6 protein-coding genes are annotated in these 4,771 nt (G+C 28.3%); 3 read left to right on the top strand and 3 right to left on the bottom strand.

Going from position 1 to position 4,771, the window contains the following annotated elements:
- Positions 1-123 precede the first annotated feature (123 nt).
- From TS70_RS05855 to TS70_RS05860, 3 genes are read left to right on the top strand one after another with little or no spacing between them, the layout of a single operon-like run.
- Entirely contained in the window at positions 124-786 is a 663-nt protein-coding gene (locus tag TS70_RS05855; RefSeq protein WP_308699457.1) for a glycerophosphodiester phosphodiesterase, read from the top strand.
- A gap of 25 nt (positions 787-811) precedes the next feature.
- Positions 812-1,255 (top strand): MFS transporter, encoded by a 444-nt coding sequence (locus tag TS70_RS07950; RefSeq protein WP_232332529.1) that lies wholly within the window; start codon positions 812-814, stop codon positions 1,253-1,255.
- A gap of 31 nt (positions 1,256-1,286) precedes the next feature.
- Complete coding sequence (locus TS70_RS05860) at positions 1,287-2,237, top strand: hypothetical protein (RefSeq protein WP_232332530.1); 951 nt, start codon at positions 1,287-1,289, stop codon at positions 2,235-2,237.
- Between the two features lie 9 nt (positions 2,238-2,246).
- Here TS70_RS05860 and TS70_RS05865 read toward each other — a convergent pair whose 3' ends face one another.
- The 3 genes from TS70_RS05865 to TS70_RS05875 form a co-directional block, all read right to left on the bottom strand.
- Positions 2,247-2,543 (bottom strand): hypothetical protein, encoded by a 297-nt coding sequence (locus TS70_RS05865; RefSeq protein ID WP_133165064.1) that lies wholly within the window; start codon positions 2,541-2,543, stop codon positions 2,247-2,249.
- A gap of 64 nt (positions 2,544-2,607) precedes the next feature.
- A complete protein-coding gene (locus tag TS70_RS05870) occupies positions 2,608-2,967 on the bottom strand; it encodes an amino acid permease (RefSeq protein WP_105628960.1) in 360 nt (119 codons plus the stop codon).
- Between the two features lie 51 nt (positions 2,968-3,018).
- A complete protein-coding gene (locus tag TS70_RS05875) occupies positions 3,019-3,993 on the bottom strand; it encodes an APC family permease (protein ID WP_198049694.1) in 975 nt (324 codons plus the stop codon).
- Positions 3,994-4,771: the final 778 nt, after the last annotated feature.

The raw sequence follows: 4,771 nt of genomic DNA on the forward strand, positions 1-4,771 counted from the left end.
ATTAATAATTTTTAACACATTATTTGTAAATATGTTATTTAATACTTATAAAAGGAAGGAATTTATTTATGTTAATTGCACATCAAGGTTTTCGTAGCCCCGCCCCCCGCCGGAGAAAATCGTATGGTTGATTTTATTAATGCATTAGAAACTTGTCCTGGAGTTGAATTTGATATTCGAATGACTAAAGATCATCAAATTATTATTTTTTATGACCATAATTTTAAAAGAATTGGGAATGTTAATAAAACTGTTCGCCATTTTACTTATCAAGAAATTAAAGAGCTTGATTTTTTTAAAAAAAATCCCGAATTTTTACCACCCTTATTGATTGATGATTTTACTAACAAAATTGCTAAGCAATACCAAGTAATTAATGTTGAAATCAAACCAGATCGTTATAATGAACAAGAATTTACTTTGATTAAACAAGCATTGTTATTACTACAAACAAAAACAAATGCTGAAATTATTGTTTCTTCATTTGGCCATGACGCTTTAAAATTTATTAGTAATTTAAATAACCCTTTTAAAAAAGGTTATTTAATTGAGAGTTTAAAAGATATTGATCAAACTTTAATTAACAAATTTGATTATTTACATCCGTCAATTGCAACAGCCAAGCAAAAAAAGAATGTTGCTATTATTAAAAATCTTAATTTACCATTAAATATCTGAACTTTTAAAAATGAAAAAGATCTTAAAATTATTAATAATTTATATCCCCAAGATTTTGTCCATAGTTATATTAGTGACATTGCAACCTTAAATCCGACCTTAAAATAATATTTTTATTTTGAAAGGAAACAAAATGGAAACATCAGAACAACAGAAAAAAATTAGTAGCAAAACAATATGAATTATTGCTCTTTTAGCACTAGCTGATGTCTTAGTAATGGCTATCCAATTCTACTTAAAAAACGTTATTTCTTCTGTCAAAATTTCAGAAGGATTGGGAATTAGCGCCTCGCAGTTTTCCCAAGTCAATGCTATTTATGGATATGTAGCATTATTAAGTTATTTTCTGGGCGGTTATTTTGCCGATCGCTTTAATTTAAAAAAGTTAACCCTAATTGGGTTAACTGGAATTGGGATTGTCAGTATTTGATATGGCTTAATTCTTTTTATTACTAGTGGAAAAATTATTCAAGTTTATGTTATTTTTTCCTTATGAAGTTTTATTACTTGCTTTATTTTTTTGAAGTGCGCTATGGAAATTGTTATAAGAACAAGGAACTCCTGCTCAAAACGGTAAACTAAATGGAATTAATGGTAGTTTAAATGGGTTGATTGGAACAGTTATAATTGCAATCGCTTATTTAGTCTTTTGATTGTTTGAAAATGTTTGAACAGAGTCATTAGGAAACTGAGCTTTTAGTACTCTTGTCTTTATTTTTTCGGGTTTAATTTTTATTAATTGTATTTTATTATGAAAATTTGTTCCTAATATAAATCATAATTCTAATCAAAATAATAATTTTGATATTAAAGAATTAGGTAAAACATTAAAAAATTTTAAATTATGAATTGTTACTTTATTAATTATGGGAGTTTATATGTATCAATCTGGTTTAAGTATTTTTGTAACTTTTATGCAAGATGCCTTAAAAATTCTACCAATTATTGTCGTTGTTGTAGGAATTTTACGAACATATTTCTTCCGGTTTTTATTTAATGCCCCTGCTGGTAAATTAGCTGATCGTACCCAAAAATATATTTTATTTATTGTAATTGGTTTAAGTTTAGCATCCTTAATTACTATTACTGCGATTAGTTTACCTGGTTATAATGAAACGTCATTTGAATCATTATCATCAACTTGAAAAATTGTTATTCAAACTTTAATTGTTATTTTATATTTAACATTAGGAATTATTTGTTGATCATTAGTTACCAACCGTTGAGCAACAATTTATGAAATTAATATTAGTCAAAAAGAATATGCTGCCTCTGTTGGGTTAATCTCATTTATTGCTTTTTCACCAGATGCCTGATTTTGACAAATTGATTCAATTTTATTAAAACATTATGGAACTGAAACGGGTTATCTAACTAATAAATTAGCAAACCAAATTAGTTTAACAATTATTACAGGAATTGGCCTTTTTGCCTCTCTCGCAGGTGTTCTATTATTATTGGTTCTAAAAAAAGAGAAGCGACAAAAACAACAACTTGTTACCCTTGAATTTTTAAAAAAAAAGAACTGTCAACGACAACAGTTCTTTTTTTTAAAATAACATTTAATTTTATTCTGTTTTGTCAGGTTCTTGTAAATCCCCTTCAGCCTGATAAGCTTCCTGGCGAATATGTTTAGCATCCTGATAATTTGGATTATCTTTAGATTGATAAATTTTTTGATTTCGAACTAAATAACGATCTAATTCAGTTTGAATTTCCTTCACAACATAATTTCAATCATCTGTTACCGTAAAGGAAGCATCTAAAGTCGCTTGTAATTGTGGATTGGTTTTTAATCGTGCTTGATATTTTTTTTCAATAGTATGTGTAATACCAAATAACAGCAAAACTAATCATTCCGACAATATAAGCAATTTCTAATGTATTTGATACAATCGTTGCAATTCCTTTTGAAGCACCTGTATTTAACTAATTAATTGCAGTATGATATGAGCGTCCTAAGTCAACAAAGAATTGCACAAATTGTCAAATTAAGAAAATTAATACTAATGATCAAGCAATCATTTTTCAAACCTTTACCCGCATTTTTTTCGTAAATCCTAACTTTAAAGCAACCATTATCACAAACGAATAAATAATAGTCATAATTAATGATGCTTCCCCAGTAATAGCAGCATACGAGAAGACAGCATTGCCACCCGTTGCACCTTGAATAATATCAGGAATAAATAATCAAATCATTGCAAAGATAAAAGTAATAATTAAGTTTAAAAACGAAGCTTTAAAAGGAATTCCATTTTTATTTAATTCTTTATATTTACTTGGCATTAACCCTTCCACGGCAAATGGTTCTAAAATCGCTCCTGAATATAACGCATTTTACATTCCCGCATTTGCTTTTAGCGAAATAGTACAAATTAACATAATAATAATAATAACACCAGCATAATAAATTCACTGTCCAACATGATTACCTAATAACCGGAAAATTTGTAAATTTGGATTATTAGTAAATGCGCCCGCAACTGCTCCTAACATTAAGATGGTAACAACAACATAAAAGATAATTGCTAATGTCATTGTTCAAATAATACTACGACCAATATTGCGTTCTGGATTACAAACATTTTTTCCAATTGTGGCATATGTTTCAAACCCTAAAAAGAAAAAGAAACACGAGGTAAAAGCAATTGAAAAATTAGTTGGATTTAAGGTGGTGTACTTTGGACTAGCATTAACATCTCACGCAGAAGTTCCATTAATAATAAATAAGGCAATCAACGCAATAATCAATAATCCTGTTGAACCTCATTTAATATAACTAGAAGCATTTAAATAACGTTTCAATAAACGCATTCCTAAGAATAATGTACATGACACTAACATATAAATAGCAATTCCAATTGCATCTCAAATTAAGTTTGCTCAATTGCCTAAAATATCTTTTGTATCAAGAAATGTTCCTGAACCAACAAAATTTAAACGAATCATTGAAACAATTTGTGATGTAACAATAATTGGTAATGTCGTATATTGTAAGAATGAAATTAATCATCCTCAAAATTTTCCAAAATTTGTTCGAACATAAATATAACTAGCACCATTCCCAGCGGGGTGTACTTGTGATAACTTATTAAATGCTCACGCACAAGTTCCGGCCACTAACCCCTCCACTAAGAAGATTCAAATCATATGCATCCCTAAAAACTGCCCCGTTTTATCAACTTCTGAAAACATCATTGTTGCATAAACTGAAGTAAAAGCAATCCCACAAGTATAATTAAATCCTAATCAAACTAATTCTGGCAAACTAAACTTCTTGCTCTGAGCAGTCGTTTTCTTTTGTTCTTTCATTTTTTATGGCCTCTTTTCTAATTTTTTTTAAATCTAAAAATATCATATCGTTTTTTCAAATATTTTTAATAAAGTCAATAATTTTTTTAATTATAACAAATAACTTGTTAATGTTTACTTAGTAACTAACAAATTATTTTCAAAATAAATGTTATTTAGCTAACTTTTTCTGTGCCTTTCTTGTTTTTTTCAATTGGCGTAAATTATGTGCTTCTACTAATGTAATGTCCGTTACTTTCTCATGTCCATTGAAAATAATTAAGGCTGTAATTAAACAGAAGATTGGTCCAACAACTCAAATTCATGTAAAGAACATCAATGCAATCATTAATAATGCGCCAGCAATTCGTGCACCAATTTTACCACGTAATGCAAAAACAAAACAAGTAATAAATCCAATTAAAGCTAAGAAGGAAATAAAAATAAAGGCAATTAAGACATGATCATCAATTTGATATTGTTTTATAATTTGAATACTTCTTCTATCATCCACAATTTCATGCAGCGAAGCAGAAATAACATAAAGAATATTGATTCCAATGTTAAAAGTTAACACAATAATACCAATAATAAAACCAGTGATTGTGACCTTATTAGTGTACATCACATATTGAATTGGTACAATTTTAACATTCTTATTACGATAGTAACGGAAGTACAATAAGTTATTAATAAAAATATAAAAGTATTGTAATGACACGGCAACAACACAAATGACAACCAACGCGGTGGCAACCATAATATCCCCACCAGGCTGGAAGTAATTTANNAAAANNNA

Origin of the sequence: Spiroplasma sp. hyd1 (assembly GCF_016082235.1) — a bacterium.
In the GTDB taxonomy this organism is placed as follows: Bacteria; Bacillota_I; Bacilli_A; order Mycoplasmatales; family Mycoplasmataceae; genus Spiroplasma; species Spiroplasma poulsonii.